General features: G+C 62.8%; 14 protein-coding genes. 9 read left to right on the top strand and 5 right to left on the bottom strand.

The annotated features are described in order from the left end of the window. The first annotated feature begins 48 nt into the window (after positions 1-48). Both DBV08_RS08735 and DBV08_RS08730 read left to right on the top strand, forming a co-directional pair. Positions 49-726, top strand: coding sequence for a GAP family protein (locus tag DBV08_RS08735; RefSeq protein WP_124567171.1), 678 nt, complete (start codon positions 49-51; stop codon positions 724-726). Between the two features lie 26 nt (positions 727-752). Continuing rightward, entirely contained in the window at positions 753-2,330 is a 1,578-nt protein-coding gene (locus DBV08_RS08730; protein WP_095972263.1) for a carboxylesterase/lipase family protein, read from the top strand. A gap of 10 nt (positions 2,331-2,340) precedes the next feature. Here the strand turns inward: DBV08_RS08730 and DBV08_RS08725 are convergent, their stop codons facing one another. Beyond that, positions 2,341-4,281: a BTAD domain-containing putative transcriptional regulator gene (locus DBV08_RS08725; protein WP_124567170.1), complete on the bottom strand. Its 1,941-nt coding sequence runs from the start codon at positions 4,279-4,281 to the stop codon at positions 2,341-2,343. A gap of 82 nt (positions 4,282-4,363) precedes the next feature. Between DBV08_RS08725 and DBV08_RS08720 the strand changes: the two genes are divergently transcribed. Beyond that, the gene (locus tag DBV08_RS08720; protein ID WP_124567169.1) at positions 4,364-5,242 is read left to right on the top strand and encodes an alpha/beta fold hydrolase; all 879 of its coding nucleotides are present in this window, start codon (positions 4,364-4,366) and stop codon (positions 5,240-5,242) included. A 2-nt stretch (positions 5,243-5,244) separates the two neighbouring features. Here the strand turns inward: DBV08_RS08720 and DBV08_RS08715 are convergent, their stop codons facing one another. After that, complete coding sequence (locus tag DBV08_RS08715) at positions 5,245-6,222, bottom strand: ABC transporter substrate-binding protein (protein ID WP_124567168.1); 978 nt, start codon at positions 6,220-6,222, stop codon at positions 5,245-5,247. A 244-nt stretch (positions 6,223-6,466) separates the two neighbouring features. Here DBV08_RS08715 and DBV08_RS08710 point away from each other — a divergent pair, with 244 nt between their 5' ends. From DBV08_RS08710 to DBV08_RS08700, 3 genes are read left to right on the top strand one after another with little or no spacing between them, the layout of a single operon-like run. Then, complete coding sequence (locus DBV08_RS08710) at positions 6,467-8,020, top strand: MBL fold metallo-hydrolase (protein ID WP_124567167.1); 1,554 nt, start codon at positions 6,467-6,469, stop codon at positions 8,018-8,020. Between the two features lie 14 nt (positions 8,021-8,034). Continuing rightward, entirely contained in the window at positions 8,035-8,700 is a 666-nt protein-coding gene (locus DBV08_RS08705; protein ID WP_124567166.1) for a YoaK family protein, read from the top strand. A gap of 39 nt (positions 8,701-8,739) precedes the next feature. Then, positions 8,740-10,368 carry a sodium:proton antiporter gene (locus tag DBV08_RS08700; protein WP_124567165.1) on the top strand — a complete coding sequence of 543 codons (1,629 nt, stop codon included), beginning with the start codon at positions 8,740-8,742 and terminating at the stop codon, positions 10,366-10,368. Here the strand turns inward: DBV08_RS08700 and DBV08_RS08695 are convergent, their stop codons facing one another. After that, entirely contained in the window at positions 10,369-10,806 is a 438-nt protein-coding gene (locus DBV08_RS08695) for a DUF2867 domain-containing protein (protein WP_124567164.1), read from the bottom strand. Positions 10,807-10,859: 53 nt separating this feature from the next. Here DBV08_RS08695 and DBV08_RS08690 point away from each other — a divergent pair, with 53 nt between their 5' ends. Together DBV08_RS08690 and DBV08_RS32815 are read left to right on the top strand one after the other, a co-directional pair. Further along, complete coding sequence (locus DBV08_RS08690; RefSeq protein ID WP_095972270.1) at positions 10,860-11,432, top strand: TetR/AcrR family transcriptional regulator; 573 nt, start codon at positions 10,860-10,862, stop codon at positions 11,430-11,432. Positions 11,433-11,611: 179 nt separating this feature from the next. Next, positions 11,612-11,740, top strand: a complete 129-nt coding sequence (locus DBV08_RS32815) for a hypothetical protein (RefSeq protein WP_003943237.1) — start codon at positions 11,612-11,614, stop codon at positions 11,738-11,740. Between the two features lie 61 nt (positions 11,741-11,801). Here DBV08_RS32815 and DBV08_RS08685 read toward each other — a convergent pair whose 3' ends face one another. Further along, entirely contained in the window at positions 11,802-12,686 is an 885-nt protein-coding gene (locus DBV08_RS08685; RefSeq protein ID WP_095972271.1) for an SDR family oxidoreductase, read from the bottom strand. Positions 12,687-12,742: 56 nt separating this feature from the next. On the opposite strand from DBV08_RS08685, the gene DBV08_RS08680 reads away from it, so the two are divergent. After that, the gene (locus DBV08_RS08680) at positions 12,743-13,069 is read left to right on the top strand and encodes a helix-turn-helix domain-containing protein (RefSeq protein ID WP_019745900.1); all 327 of its coding nucleotides are present in this window, start codon (positions 12,743-12,745) and stop codon (positions 13,067-13,069) included. A gap of 7 nt (positions 13,070-13,076) precedes the next feature. On the opposite strand, the gene DBV08_RS08675 is transcribed toward DBV08_RS08680, so the two are convergent. Beyond that, entirely contained in the window at positions 13,077-14,138 is a 1,062-nt protein-coding gene (locus DBV08_RS08675) for an alpha/beta hydrolase (RefSeq protein WP_124567163.1), read from the bottom strand. Positions 14,139-14,187: the final 49 nt, after the last annotated feature.

Below are 14,187 nucleotides of genomic sequence, written 5' to 3'. Positions count from 1 at the left end.
CCGAACATTTCGCCAGTGGCCGGATTTGCGACTTGTACGGTCGCAGAAATGGAATCGATTACCGCGCAGCTCATCCCACTCGCCACTGGCGTCGTCATCAGCCCGATTCCTCTGGTTGCGATCATCGCGATCCTGCTGTCGGCTCGGGCGAAGGCAAATGCTTTCGCGTACACCGCGAGCATCCTCCTGGCTGCAGCTGCGGTTACGGCAGTCACGGCACTCTCCACCACCGGAGTGGAATCGAAGTCCAGCGGCGGCGCGCATACCGTCCAGACGTTGTTCGCCGTTGTGTTCACCGTCGGTTTCCTGGCGCTCGCGTACTCGAGTTGGCGTAGCCGCCCGAAAGACGATGCCGAGCCGGCGATGCCGTCGTGGTTGGCGCAGATCGACTCGATGCAACCGGCCAAAGCTGCCATCCTGGGACTGTTGCTGACCGTACCCAACGCGAAGAACCTGCCGCTCGAACTCAAGGCAGGTTCGATTATCGGTGGCGGCCACTTCACTTGGATAACCGTGATCGCGTACTCGGTACTGTTCGCGGTCGGAGCGTCGATTGCCTTGATCGTGTTGTCTGCCTTGGCTGCCGTGCCCTCAGCGAAGGTGACCGATGCGCTGAGCTCTACCAAAAGCACTCTGATCCGCCACAATGCGGCAATCATGACCGTTTTGTTCCTGATGCTGGCAGCATTGGAACTCTCGCACGTTGTCGAAGCCCTGTCGAAGTAGCCACCTTGTTTTCGAGGAGAAATCGAATGACGATCACACCCAGCGAAGCGCCGGTAGTCGAGACAACGTACGGGCCGGTTCGAGGATCGACGGAAGGCTCGGTGTCGAGTTGGAAGGGGATTCGTTACGCGGCACCTCCTGTCGGTCCGCTGCGATTTCGCGCGCCAGTTCCGCCACAGCCGTGGACCGAGGTTCAGGACGCAACAGAGTTCGGGCCGTGTGAGCCGCAAAGTCGGCTCGCGATGATTCCGCTCGGTGAGAACGTGCCGATGGACGAGGACTGCCTGTTTCTCAACGTGTGGGCGCCGCGCCCGGTCGGTGCGGATGGACCGGGTAAACCGGTGATGGTCTGGATTCACGGCGGAGCGTACTTCCGCGGAGCATCCAGCCAACCACTTTTCGACGCAACCACATTGGCCGAGAACGGTGACGTTGTCGTCGTCTCGATCAACTACCGTATCGGTGTTTTCGGCTTCGTCGACTTCTCGTCCTTCAATTCGAGTGAACATACCTTCGAGCCCAATGTCGCTCTCCGCGACATGATTGCAGCGCTGCAATGGGTTCAAGGCAACATCGCAGCCTTCGGTGGTGACCCGAATCGAGTGACGCTGTTCGGTGAGTCGGCAGGCGGCGGCGCCGTGACGACGCTGATGACCGTCCCGTCCGCCCGCGGATTGTTTCATCGCGCCATCGCCGAAAGTTCGCCCGCCACTTCGGTGTACGGGAGTGAACGCGGCGAGATCGTCGCGAAGCTGTTTCTCGAGATCTTCAGCGGCGGCGAGGCCGATCTGGGGCTGTTGCGAACCACTGCCGCCGAGGACCTTCTCGGGCCTTCGGACGAACTGTTCGCACGGGTTCCGCAGGAGACACCGGGAACTCTGGCGTTCGCACCGATCGTCGACGGTGATCTGCTCCCCGACTACCCGGTGCGAGCGTTCCGTCACGGCAACGCACACCCGATTCCGCTGATCATCGGAACCAACAAGGACGAGTCTTCGCTCTTCCGGATGATGAAGTCGCCGTTGATGCCGATCGATCCCGTCGTGATCACGTCGATGTTCGCAGAGATCGCCGACGAGCATCCAGGGCTCGAGTTGCCCGATCATTCTCAGATCGAAGGTGCGTATTCGGGACTGTCCAAGCTCGGTGCCGGTCTCGGGTTGACCCGTGACTTCGGATTCCGTCTGCCGACCTTGTGGATTGCCGAGGCGCACAGCAAGATTGCGCCGACGTGGTTGTACCGGTTCGACTACGCGCCGCCGATGCTCAAGGCGCTGAAGATCGGTGCGACGCACGGTACCGAACTCGCCTACGTCTTCGGCAACATCAACCACGGAGCACGGGACATCACCTACAAGTTGGGAGGACTGAGCGCGGCGCGTCATGTATCGGAGCGTATGCAGACGAGGTGGCTGGATTTCGCCAGAGCTGCAGGTGATTACGGGATCGGGGCCGATCGCGAACTGGGTACGGCTCCGGGGTGGCCCACTTATGACACCGATACACGCTCGACACTGTTGATCGACAAGCACGACGCCGTCGTCGCTGATCTCGACCGCGAGATCCGGGAGGCGTGGGGTGACACGGTGATCGCATTCACCTGATGGTTCCGGTTTACTGCAGTTTGGCGAGATAGTGCGAGACGGGTCCCGCAGTGAGCATTCCACTTCCGGCGCCGGCTATTTCGGCGACGGCAGGTAGGAGTGCCGCTCGCGCACGCTCCTCGACTCGAGGGTTGCCGACTGCAGTGGCCGCTGCGGCAGTCAGGCACCACAGTGCCTCGGAGAGCAGGTCTTTGGGTGGGTCCGGCATTGCCTCGACTGCCCGGGCGGCCTCGCTCACCTGCCCGTGTGCGAGAAGGAGGTGCGGCCGGACCCAGGGTTCGTACGGGCCCCACTGCGTAGTCGGGTCGAAAACCGCCGGCAGTCCCCTCCACACGCGGAGGGCGAGAATTGCGAGGGGGAGTATGCCGTCCTCGAGGCCGGGCATACCGGAATCGGAAAGGTTCACCGCCGCAGCTTCGTACAGCTTCTCGCAGTGCGCGACCTCCGCGCCGGTAGCGGCAATACGCATAGCGCGAAACCAGGTGGTGAACACCGCTGCCAACGGTCGCTCGTGACGTCCGGCCAATCGATCAACTGTCTCGGCGTGTAGCTCGGCTGCATCGAATTGCCCCAATGCACTGAGGGCTTGCATGCGGATCAGATGGCCGAGGATCTCGAAGGTGGACAAGCCGTGTCGAACGGAGAGGTCTACCAGTTCACGACCGATACAGTCGCGCTCGGAGGCCAGACCGGTAGTCCAGAACGTCTGCATGAACAACCCGTTCAGAGCGAAGGCCAGGAGCCCTGGATCATCGAGAGCGCGACCGATCTGCACTGCAGCACGGGCACATTCGAGTCCGCGATGACCGGATAGTCCGCGCGATTCGAGTGCGATTGTTGCCAACAGTCTGGCCCGAGCGAGTTCGTTGCCGACCGGAAGTCTATCGAGGGTGCGCTGAGCGGCCTCGACGATCTGCGCAGCCTGCCGAGGATCGTCGGATCGTGTCCAGATTCCGGGCACGTCGTAGTTGCCGATGATCCGTGCGGTGAGTTCGACATCGTCCACTTGTTCAGCGGCGCCGATGATGGTCAGTCGCTGGTTTCGGGCAGTCTCCAGTCCGCTTCCACCCGCAACTGCCAGACTTCGGAGGAGGCCGACTGTGGACTCCAATCTCGATTTCGATCCTGCCGCTACGGTCCGGTCGTACGCTGCCGAAACCTGAGCGAAGATCTGTTCTGCTGCTACAGGATTCAGGTGAGTCTCGCGGCGAAGAATGTCGGACTCGAGATCGGTCAGTCGTGGACCGGGGTCGATACCCAACTCTTCGGCGAGTAACTTTCGTGCGCGACGGATGACTGCCAGAGCATCGCCTTGACGGTCGGTGCGGTACAGCGCGAGAGCGAGTAGCCGCCAACCATCCTCGCGCCAAGGGTGTTCCGTCACGTGGGCATCCAGTTCGGGAATTGCTTCGGCGGTTCGCCCGAGATCGAGGAGCGCGGATGCCAAGCCTTCGACACCAGTCAGACGCAGTTCCTCCAAGCGTGACCGCTCGGATCGAGCCCAAGGTTCTTCGGTGAACTCCGCGTACGCCGGTCCTCGCCACAACTGGAGCGCGGTTCGTAGCAGTTCGAGTGATTGCGCGGGCGTCGAGTGGGTGGCTTCACGAACCAGTCTTTCGAATTCCCAGGCGTCGACGGCGTCGGGTGCAGCGTGAAAGGCGTAGCCAGGCCCTTCGGTGACAATGACTTTCGGCTTCGTTCGCGGCGCACGATCCGGCTCGAGTGAGCGCCTCAGTGCGGAAACGAACGTACGTATTGCGCTGGTCGCCCCGGCCGGAGGATCGACCCAGAGGTCGTCGACAATCACGTCCACCGGAACGACACGTCCCCGGGCGATGATCAGACGAGCGAGGACCGCTCTGTGTCGTGGGCCCTTCAGATCGATCAACCCTGACGAATCGTTCCACGCGACCACGGGTCCGAGAACTCCGATAGCTGTGTGGTCTCGCATTTCCCCACGCTATCGCGCTCATCGAATGCTCATCGACTGCGGCGAAGCTGATTGCCATCACCCCGACGAACGAGAGCAACCGATGACGATCACCATCCCAGACTTCGACTACCAGCAGATTTCCGCCACGGACGGCGTGCGACTCAATGTCGCGGTCGGTGGAAGCGGAACCCCACTGGTCCTTCTGCACGGCTTCCCCCAGACTCACCTCATGTGGCGTCACGTAGCCACTGCTTTGGCGTCGGATCACACCGTCATCTGCCCGGATCTCCGCGGATACGGGGCCAGCGACAAACCGGTCGAGGAAAACCCGGACACCTACTCCAAGAGAACAATGGCTGCCGACATCGTCGAGGTGGCGAGGAAATTGGGACACGAGAAGTTCGCCCTCGTCGGCCACGATCGTGGCGCACTGGTTGCCGTCAGAGCGGGGCTGGATCATCCGAACGTGATCACGCAGCTCGGTTCGCTGGACGTGCTCCCCACCTTGGATATGTGGGACATCCTGCACGGATCGAACGCTGCTGTGGCATTTCATCTCTATCTCATGGCTCAGCCACCCGGTCTCCCCGAGCAGATGATCAGCGCCAGCGCCGACGCATTCTTCGAGTACTTTCTCGACGTGTGGACGCAGAACCGCGAAGCGATTCCGGCAGACGTGCGGGCCGAATACCTGCGCGCCTCACGGGAGGCGGTGCCGTCGATCGTTGCCGATTACCGGGCGTCGGCAGGCATCGACGTCGAACACGATCAGGCAGATCGCGATGCGGGCAACCAACTGCACATGCCGGTCACGGTCATTCAGCAGGACTGGGGTTCGATGCTCGGCTACGACGCCGAGGCCCTGTGGAAAGCGTGGGCGCCCGATCTCGAACACCGCACGCTGTCCGCTGGTCACTTCATGGCAGAAGAGGCGCCTGCCGAAGTGGTCGAAACGATCCGCACCCTACTGAAAAGGTAGTTCTAGCGCTTGACCCCGGCAGCCAAGTCGTCGACCAGGACCTTGGCGGTCAAGGCGTATCCCGCGGCCTTGTAGTAGTCGAACGGAATGACGCGACCCGCCTGAGCGGCGGGCAGGCGCTGCCACGTCGGCGAGGTGTACACGCTGCCGGAGGCGCTGCGATCCAAGGCGAAGATGACGTCGGCTTCTTCGAGGCGGTTGAACTGCTCCGACCCGAGCATCACGCGGAGGTCGGGGCCTTCACGGAGCACCTCGAACCCGAGGTCCTCGGCGACGGCGGTGCGGAAATCGTTCTGGAACCACGCGATCTGATCCTCTGCGGCGGCAACGAAGGCAACCTTCTTGCCGGCCATCAGCGGTTCGACGGTCGGGCGGACCTGCGCCACATGGGCGTCGTAGTCGGCGAGGACTTCCTCGGCGCGATCGCTGCGCCCGATGCCGGTGAGGAAGTCCGACATGACCTTCCGCCACTCCGGGGTGAAGTCCTTGCCGACGGGGAGGACCGGTGCAATCTGCTGCATCCGGTCGTTGCCGTACGACCCGGTGTCCCACCAGCCGGCGCTGAGGACGAGAAGGTCTGCGCCGAGGGTCGAGATGTATTCGAAGTTGGGATCCGAAGCACCTTCGGCGAAGATCTCGACACCCGTGGCATCCGGGACCTCACGGCGCAGGTGTTCGGCGGCGCCGGTGGGGTAGGCGGTCACCGGGTATCCGGCGAGGATCGACAATTCGAGGCCATCGCGTGGATCGAGGGCAACGACATTCCGGGGGTCCGTGGGAATGATCAGCTTCTCGTCGCCGCGCGTGAACTCGAAGGTCTCCGCGTTGTCGGGCGTCGAGCTTTCCGTGCTGCCGCAGGCCGCGAGAAACGCGGTCGCAGCGACGCCCGCGCCGACGCCGAAGAAACCGCGTCGCGTCAGGTTGTCCACGATCGCCCAGTAGTCGCGATCGGTCGTGGAGGGAGAAAGGAGTCGAGTCATGCTTGTTAGGTTAGCCTTAGAGGCTGTCTCCGGGAATGCTGAAACAGCTCCCGCGAGCGCCAAGAAATACGGCGAACACGCCAGCGCAGGGAGTGTTGTCCGCGTCACCGGCCGGTCTGATCCGCAACCCACTTTCGACCTCTGACGTGCATGACGTCACAACCGACCGCCTCCTCGATCGCGATTTGGCCCTGATCGCGCCGACTATGCTGAGTTGATCAGCAGTACGATTTCGGAGGTTGCAATGCAGATCACCAGCGTCGGCCACGCAGGATTTCACATCCAGACCGAGGCCGGATCCATCCTGTGTGATCCATGGGTGACCCCGACGTATTTCGCGTCCTGGGTGCCGTTCCCCGACAACACCGAATTGGACTGGGACGCGCTCGGCAACTGCGATTACCTTTACGTCTCGCACCTGCACAAGGACCACTTCGATCCGAAGAATCTGATCGCGCACGTCAACAAGGACGCCACCGTCCTGCTCCCCGATTACCCGGTGCCGGACCTCAAGCGTGAGCTCGAGAAGCTCGGCTTCCACAAGTTCTTCGAGACCGAGGATTCCGTCAAGCACACGGTCAGTGGCCCCAAGGGCGACCTCGACATCATGATCATCGCTCTACGCGCTCCCGCGGACGGTCCGATCGGTGACTCGGGCCTCGTCGTCTCGGACGGGGAAACCACCTGTTTCAACATGAACGACGCCAGGCCCGTCGACCTTGACCCGTTGACCGACGCCTTCGGGAAGGTCGACATCCATCTGCTGCAGTACTCGGGCGCGATCTGGTACCCGATGGTCTACGACATCCCGAAGGGCACCAAGCGCAACTTCGGCAAGCAGAAGCGTCAGCGCGGCATGGACCGCTGCCGCAACTACATCTCCCAGGTCGACGCTGCCTGGGTTGTCCCGTCGGCCGGCCCTCCGGTCTTCCTCGACGACGACCTGCGCTACCTCAACGACGATCACGGTGACGAGGGAAACATCTTCCCCGACCAGATCACGTTCCTCGAGCAGATGCGCATCAACGGCAACGATCGTGGTCTGCTGATGATCCCCGGCTCGGCCGTCGAACTTCGGGGAAGCGAGAAGGTCGCCCTGACGCATCCCATCCCGGACGCGGACGTCGACAAGATCTTCTCGAACAAGGCCGAATACATCGAGAAGATGGCGCAGAAGATGGCGCCGGTCATCGCCGCGCAGAAGGCCACGTGGGCTCCGGCCGAAGGCGAGCCGCTGCTCGACGGTCTCAAGGCCAAGTTCGAGCCGATCATGGCTCAGTCCGACCTCATCTGCGACGGAATCGGCTACCCCGTCGGACTCGTGATGGGGGAGGAGACCGTCGTCCTCGACTTCCCGAAGCGGATCGTTCGCGAGCCCATCGAAGGAGAAGGCAAGTACCGCTACGGCTTCCGTATCGCTCCCGAACTGGTTCGCACTGTTCTGCGTGACGACGAGCCCGACTGGGTCAACACCATCTTCTTGTCGACGCGGTTCACGGCGTGGCGCATCGGTGGCTACAACGAGTTCCTCTACACGTTCTTCAAGTGCCTCACCGACGAACGCATCGCCTACGCCGATGGCTGGTTCGCCGAGGCCCACGACGACAGCGCGTCGATCGAGTTGGGCGGGTACGAGATTCAGCGTCGTTGCCCCCACCTCAAGGCCGACCTGTCGAAGTTCGGTGTCGTCGACGGCACCAACCTCACCTGCGATCTGCACGGCTGGCAGTGGGATCTCGAGACCGGCCGCTGCAAGACGTCCAAGGGTCACGAGTTGCGTACCAGCAAGCTGAGCTGAACCGAGCTCGTCGGGTGACGGGATACAGCAGGTCGCTGATCGGCCTGGCGACAGCGCTCGCCGGGCTGGCCGGTTACGTCGACGCGCTCGGATTCATCACGCTCGGAGGGCCTTTCGTCTCGTTCATGAGCGGAAACATGACGCAGGCGAGCGTCGCATTTGCCGACGGGGTGTGGTCGACTGCGCGGGTGGCCGGCGGGATCATCGTGCTCTTCCTCCTGGGAATCGCGCTGGGAACCGTCGTCACCCACTTCACGGAGCGCTATTCCGTCCGGGCTCGCAAGGTCACGGTGCTCGCGGTTGTGGCCGGGCTGCTTGCCATCGGTTCGGTGATGAGCAGCCTCGACGTCACCCCAGGCGCGATCTCGGCAATGGCTTTGGCAATGGGAGCCGTCAACTCGGTGTTCCAGCGCGACGGCGAGGTGACGATCGGCGTCACGTACATGACCGGTGCGCTGGTCAAGATGGGCCAGCGTCTGACCGGAGCCTTCCTGGGCGGCCCGAAGTGGGCGTGGCTGCAACACTTCGGGATGTGCGCGGGATTGATCGCCGGAGCGGTAATCGGTGCGTTGGTTCATCGATGGATCGGTCTTCACGCTCTGTGGCCTGCATCGGCATTCACGGTTGTTCTGATCGCCGTCGCCTGGCAGGTCTCGCCCCCGGCGCCGGCGCAGGTGTAGAAAGAGCGAGACACAAAATCCGGGGTGTGGGGGGAAGCAGTGGATGCTCTGATCATCGTGGTGCTCGGTCTGCTCGGTATCGTCGCGGCCTCGACGCTCGGAGCGCGGATCGGAGTCGCAGCACCGCTGATTCTGGTGATGGCCGGGATCGTTGTCAGCCTCTTACCTTTTGTCCCCGCGGTGGACATCGATCCGGAATGGATTCTGGCAGGCGTGCTTCCGCCGCTGCTCTACTCCGCCTCGGTCTCGATGCCGTCGATGGAGTTTCGGCGTGAGTTCGGTGCTATCGGTGGACTCTCCGTTCTGCTCGTGGTGGTGAGTGCGCTTGTTCTCGGTGCGTTTTTCTCTTGGGTGATACCAGGACTCGGCATCTGGTGGGGCATTGCACTCGGCGCGATCGTGAGCCCGACGGACGCCGTCGCTACGTCCATCGTCAAGAAACTCCCGGTCTCGCCGCGGGTGGTGTCGATCCTCGAAGGCGAAAGCCTGCTCAACGACGCCACCGCTCTGGTTCTGCTGCGTACTGCCATCGCCGGGGCGGCCGCGTCGGTGTCGCTGTGGAGTGTGTTGGGCAAGTTCGCTTTTGCCGTGGTCGTGGCAGCGGTCATCGGTGTGGTCGTCGGCAAGGTCAACCTGATGGTTCGCGCCCGTGTCACTGACTCGACGGTCAACACGGTCATCTCGTTCACGGTGCCGTTTCTGGCGGCGATCCCTGCCGAAGAGTTGGGTGCGTCAGGGTTGGTCGCTGCCGTCGTGGCCGGGCTCGTCACCGGCTACGACGCTCCCCGGAAGCTGTCGCCGAGTCATCGGTTGTCGGACTCCCAGAACTGGCGCACAGTCGAACTGGTCCTCGAAGGTGCGATCTTCCTGGTGATGGGCCTCGAACTCTCGTCGATAGTCGACGACGTCCGGGTCGACCACGAGGGCATATACACGGCGGTATTCGTGGCGGCGGGTGCACTGTTCCTCACGATCTTGGTGCGGGCCCTGTACGTGGCCCCGCTCCTGCGAGCACTCCAAGCACGGGCGAAGTTTCGAGAACGCATGAAGCCCAGACTCTCCGACATCGCGAATCGACTCGACAATCCCGAGGACTACCCACCGGACGAACGACGCCGCAGTAGGCGTCGGGAGCCTTCGGCGAACCAGATGGAACGGTTCAAGATTCGGGTTCGGCGGACGGTTGCCGATATCGACTACTACCTTGCCGCGCCTCTGGGATGGCGTGAAGGCACGATCGTCATCTGGGCTGGTATGCGCGGAGCGGTCACTCTGGCTGCCGCGCAGACTCTTCCGGAAGACACCCCGAGCCGCTCACTCCTGATCTTGGTTGCGTTCCTGGTGGCTGCGGGCTCATTGATACTGCAGGGCGGGACGTTGAAGCGCGTCGTCGCAGCGGTCGGCCCGGCAGACCAGGACCTCACCAGTTCCGAACTCGACGAACATCGACGATTGCTCGCTCTCCTCGAGGATGCTTCTGCGGGTTTCGTTCCACCGGAAGGGCAGTCGAAGAAGAAGACCCAGCTCGACGTGATCGACGCGCAGCGTCAAGCGCTCCTCGACGCGCGGGACGACGGGCTCTTTGACGCCCGGATGCTCGGATCGGCACTTGCCGCGCTGGATGCCGATCAGATCAGTCTGGAACTCAAGGGCGGTCCGGACGGTTGATCACGTGCACAGTCTCTTTCGTGCGGACGTCATCATTGCCCGCGTGATCACGCCGTGCAGTACCTGAACGGGTGCGAAGTAGATTCGGCCTGCGCGGTTCTTCAGCTCCACTGCAGTGACGACGTGCAGGAGACCGGCGTCGTTGTCGGCCTGAACCGAGGCGACGAATCGTAGGTGTTTCTCGTCCGCTTCGATGAGGGCCTCGCCGTCGGCGATCTTGTCGACGGCAAAGGTGTCTGGGCGTCCCTGGGCGATGCCGAGCAGTCCGACTACCCGCTCCCTGAGCCAGAACATCGCGAGGACTGGCGCGGGGACATTCTTGACGTCGAAGACTGCCTGCGCCCACTCCTCGGAGGTATGGGTCGGAACAGACGGGATGGTGATCGTGGTGGCTTCTGCCCAGTCCGGTGCAGGCATGGCCTTGAAAGCGAGTGTCATTTCGTCCTCCGTACGGTGCCGTATGGAACCTACCCATACGGTACCGTACGGAGGTGACGAATGCCCGTGCCCGACTCTCTCGCGACCAGTGGATCGATGCAGCTTTCCAGGCTCTGACCAGCCATGGGCCTGATGCAGTAGCCGTGGAAAAGGTGGCGCGCACGCTCGGATCGACCAAGGGTTCCTTCTATTGGCACTTTGCGAGCCGCGACGAATTACTGCAGGCTGCTCTCGATCGATGGGAGGTCCTGGCAACCGAGCGTCTGATCTCGTCCGTCGAGTCGTCCGGTGAACCGGCGGAGGTCAGATTGCGTCGCCTGGTCGAGGCGGTCACGACCGGACTGGCAGGACGCCGTGCGGAATTGGAACTGCTTGCCGGGATCGACCATCCTTTGGTTTCTGCGGTGGTTCGACGTGTCACCGAGCGTCGAGTCGCCTACATCGTGACGTTGTTGATCGATCTGGGTATGGACGGGCAGAAGGCGGAATATCGTGGCGTACTTGCGTATTCGATGTACCTGGGGCAGATGCAACTGGTGCACAGTGCGCCCGATGCGGTTCCTCGCAGCGATGCGGACCGTCATGCACTCGCCGACGAGTTCGTGAACATGGTTCTGGCCGGGTAAATCCGCCAACGAGCGCAGCGTGATCTGCGCATCACCCTGCGCTTTCAGGTGAGGGACCACACATTGCGCGTAACCCATAGTTACAGATACTTTGAGGTCAGCTGAAGTGGGGTGCCGGATATGTCGACATTTCCCGGAGGCGCAAAACCGTTTCACGACAGGAAGAAAGGTGACTCACCATGAGCGTTGTGCTTATTTCGTTGCTGGTCGCCGCTGGACTCACCGTGCTGGCCACCAGTGACGGTGCCGGTCTGGACTTCGGGAGTCGGCAGCTGAACCGCCAGTTGAAGACCCGCACGCACCGGTGACCCCGGAAAACGGCCGGCTCCACGCGATGCTTCGCGGAGCCGGCCGTTTGCGTTGTTCCGGTCAGTTCACCCCGAGATCTGCCAGCCAGGCCCGGGTGCTGCGGGCAGTGATACCCAAGGTGGCAGCAGAACCCGTCGCCGAGTCGAACGCGACGTTGTCGGCGGACTCAAGCCCCGTGTAGAGCTGAGAAACCCCGGCCGCTGCGCCCGCTCCGATGATCGGTGCAATCGACGCACCGAAGGCGTCGGGTGTCACGGCTTCGAAAGTTACTGCGCGCGAGAAGTGTTGAGCGAATGCCTCGGCCAATTCGGTGCCGGTGATCGCCGGAATCTGTCCGATGTCGACCGCGTCCGGTGCCCCGTCGAGAGTCAAGGCCGCGACGGCTGCATCAGCGACGTCGAGATGTGAACTCCATGCGACCGCGAGATCGGCACGCAGTGGGTAACGCAGGACGCCATCGTCTTTCACCCCCGACAGAACGGTGGGCAGAAGTAGATTCTCGAGGAACAAGCGTGGGGTCAGGACGGTCACCGCGATGCCTTCGGCGCGAAGTCCGTCGACGAGCTCGGAGAGAACGGGGGCGTTGGGACCGCCAAGCGGCGAAGTGGTGTCGCCGATGACCGTACCGCTGGTAGAGATCACGAAGCGTGAAGGACGTGCCACTCTCGCTGCTGCCAGAACGTTGTGGGCGTAACCCGCAAGCGTCTCGGTGTCGCCGGCGAGTGGCAGGTGAAAGAACACCCCGTCCGCCCCGCGATAAGCGTCGGCGAGAGCGTCGACTGACGCATTGTCCGCGACGACGGTGTTCGCACCCTCGAACGTCTGGTCGGGGTTACGGGTGATTGCCCGGACCTCCGCGCCTGTCGATCCGGCGAGAGCCGCGACCAATCCCGCGAGAACGGGGGAACCCTGTGCGCCGGTGGCGCCATGCACTGTGTAAGTCATGACGCCTATAGTTCAGATCGGGAACCAGTTACTTCAAGTGAACTAATGGGGAATCGATGAGTGAATCAGGTCACGTGCTTCCGGAGTGTGGCGTCGCGCGCTTCCTGCTGGTCCTGGACGGACCTTGGGCGACACTGATCGTTCGTGAGCTCACGCACGGCCCCATGCGCTTCACGGAACTACGACGCGCATTGCCCGGCATCAGTCCAAGGACACTGTCGGCCAGGCTCAAACGGTTCGAGGAGTTCGACCTGGTGACCCGGACTGCCTACGCCGAGGTGCCGCCGCGAGTGGAGTACGAACTCACTGCGACGGGGATGGAACTGCGCTCCGTGCTCGAAGCGATGGTCGAGTGGGCGGATCTGGCTCTCCCCGTTTCCTGATCTGCCGTCAGTGCGGGCCCGAGAGTCCCACCCGTAGAGCGCCGCAGGCCTCGAACATCGCGTCTTGCCCGGTATGGCCGACGCCGGTGGTGTTGACGAAGGCATGGATCAATCCGCTGTGACGCCTCAGCGCGACCGGGACTCCGGCCTCTCGCAGCCGGTTCGCATACGCCTCGCCCTCGTCGCGTAGTGGGTCGAAACCGGCTACCGCAACGTACGCGGGCGGCAGTCCGGCCAGGTCCGGAGTGAGCAGCGGCGAGACTCGCGGGTCGAGAGCCGAAGCGCCGCCCGACAGGTAATGGGCTGCATACCAATCGAGTTGGGCGTCGGTGAGAAAGAAGTCGGTGCCGAACAATTTGTGCGACGGACGCTTCGACGAGAGGTCGACCCAGGGAAAGAAGAGCAGTTGGAAGACGGGCTTGACGGCGTCTTCGGTCGTGGACTGCGCGACGACGGCAGCCAGGTTCCCGCCGGCGCTGTCTCCGCCCACCGCAATGGATCTCGGATCCGCGCCCAGTTCTGCGGCATGTTCGACGCAGTACCGAAAGGCGGCGACGGCGTCGTCGACCCCGGCCGGGAACGGGAACTCGGGCGCAAGCCGGTAGTCCACCGACAACACGCTGATTTCGCCGTGTCGGGCCAGGAAGCGGCACACACTGTCGCCGCTTTCGAGGCTGCCGAGGACGAACCCGCCGCCGTGGAAGTACACCAAAAGTGGAGCGGGCGTGGAGACTCCGGCCGGGCGATACAGCCGTGCGGGAATTGCGTGATCCCCGCACGGGATCTCGAGGTCACGAACCGTCTCGATGTCGATCGGTGTACCGCCGAACAGCCGTGATTCGGCGTCGATCTGAGCGCGTCCCTCTTCGACCGGAAGATTCTCGAAGCTCGTACCTTCCACTGCCGAGAGCAATCGCAGCGCAAGCTGGATCTCGGGGTGCAGAGTCTGCCCGTCGACCTCCTTAGGCCTGCCACCGAGAATGCGCTGCGCGCCGGTCGGTAAGGCGCCGACGACATCGAGAACCACCCGCGCAACACGATCTTGGACAGACATCTTCTCCGTGGACATACTCGCCTTCCGTCGGCTGATCACCCGTCGTGTGTACGTTACGAAAGAA

Origin of the sequence: Rhodococcus sp. KBW08, from assembly GCF_003852455.1 — a bacterium.
GTDB lineage: Bacteria > Actinomycetota > Actinomycetes > Mycobacteriales > Mycobacteriaceae > Rhodococcus_F > Rhodococcus_F baikonurensis.
The sequence above is the reverse complement of the archived record's forward strand: the minus strand, read 5'-3'. Positions and strand labels throughout refer to the sequence as shown.

Excerpts from the sequence above, each read along its gene's own strand:
- DBV08_RS08685 (WP_095972271.1), bottom strand. The coding sequence starts at position 12,686 with ATGACTTACACAGTGCATGGCGCCACCGGCGCACAGGGTTCCCCCGTT.
- DBV08_RS08695 (WP_124567164.1), bottom strand. The coding sequence starts at position 10,806 with ATGACACTCGCTTTCAAGGCCATGCCTGCACCGGACTGGGCAGAAGCC.
- DBV08_RS08730 (WP_095972263.1), top strand. The coding sequence starts at position 753 with ATGACGATCACACCCAGCGAAGCGCCGGTAGTCGAGACAACGTACGGG.
- DBV08_RS08710 (WP_124567167.1), top strand. The coding sequence starts at position 6,467 with ATGCAGATCACCAGCGTCGGCCACGCAGGATTTCACATCCAGACCGAG.
- DBV08_RS08725 (WP_124567170.1), bottom strand. The coding sequence starts at position 4,281 with ATGCGAGACCACACAGCTATCGGAGTTCTCGGACCCGTGGTCGCGTGG.
- DBV08_RS08715 (WP_124567168.1), bottom strand. The coding sequence starts at position 6,222 with ATGACTCGACTCCTTTCTCCCTCCACGACCGATCGCGACTACTGGGCG.
- DBV08_RS08675 (WP_124567163.1), bottom strand. The coding sequence starts at position 14,138 with ATGTCCACGGAGAAGATGTCTGTCCAAGATCGTGTTGCGCGGGTGGTT.
- DBV08_RS32815 (WP_003943237.1), top strand. The coding sequence starts at position 11,612 with ATGAGCGTTGTGCTTATTTCGTTGCTGGTCGCCGCTGGACTCACCGTG.
- DBV08_RS08735 (WP_124567171.1), top strand. The coding sequence starts at position 49 with ATGGAATCGATTACCGCGCAGCTCATCCCACTCGCCACTGGCGTCGTC.
- DBV08_RS08720 (WP_124567169.1), top strand. The coding sequence starts at position 4,364 with ATGACGATCACCATCCCAGACTTCGACTACCAGCAGATTTCCGCCACG.
- DBV08_RS08680 (WP_019745900.1), top strand. The coding sequence starts at position 12,743 with ATGAGTGAATCAGGTCACGTGCTTCCGGAGTGTGGCGTCGCGCGCTTC.